Source organism: Aeromonas sp. LsrichE-8G, from assembly GCF_022869435.1.
GTDB classification, from domain to species: domain Bacteria; phylum Pseudomonadota; class Gammaproteobacteria; order Enterobacterales; family Aeromonadaceae; genus Aeromonas; species Aeromonas caviae.
Genome location: NZ_JALIHH010000258.1, coordinates 1 through 472, shown reverse-complemented (window position 1 = coordinate 472; position 472 = coordinate 1). Strand labels below are relative to the sequence as shown.

The 472-nt window shown below is 43.0% G+C and carries 1 protein-coding gene; it reads left to right on the top strand.

Annotated elements, in window-relative coordinates; translation table 11 throughout:
• Window positions 1-280 precede the first annotated feature (280 nt).
• Window positions 281-472 (top strand): transposase family protein (locus tag MUW49_RS20895; protein WP_244813167.1); only part of this gene is annotated, 192 nt, incomplete at its 3' end.

Here is a 472-nt window from a genome sequence, read left to right as displayed (position 1 = left end):
CAGGGCGAGATCGTGAACATTTTGTTAAAAATTAAAAATAGTTTTTTGCCTACAAAACAAATACTTATAGGCCTGTGATATGCAGTTAACTTTATAGTCAGGATCGCCTTCACACTTTTTAATCGTCACTGCACGTCATTTCAGCTCAAAAAATGCGCATGAAATCCAAAAAATGATAATTTCCATGATTTCCATAGTTAACAATTTGCTCACATCCTCACCCTGAAATTTGACCTGGTGATCCGGCTGTGATCTCATGCTCCTTTTCAGGAGTGCTCTCATGTCTATTGATGCCGTTTTCGCTCAGTTCTTCGACAATATTCACGACCCTCGCCAGCATGCCAAGATTTATTATCCCTTCTACGATGTCCTGTTTCTCACCGTCTGTGCCGTGATCGGCGGGGCTGAGGGCTGGGAAGATATTGAGGATTTCGGCGAGGTTCATCTTCCCTGGTTTCAATCCAAGGGACTG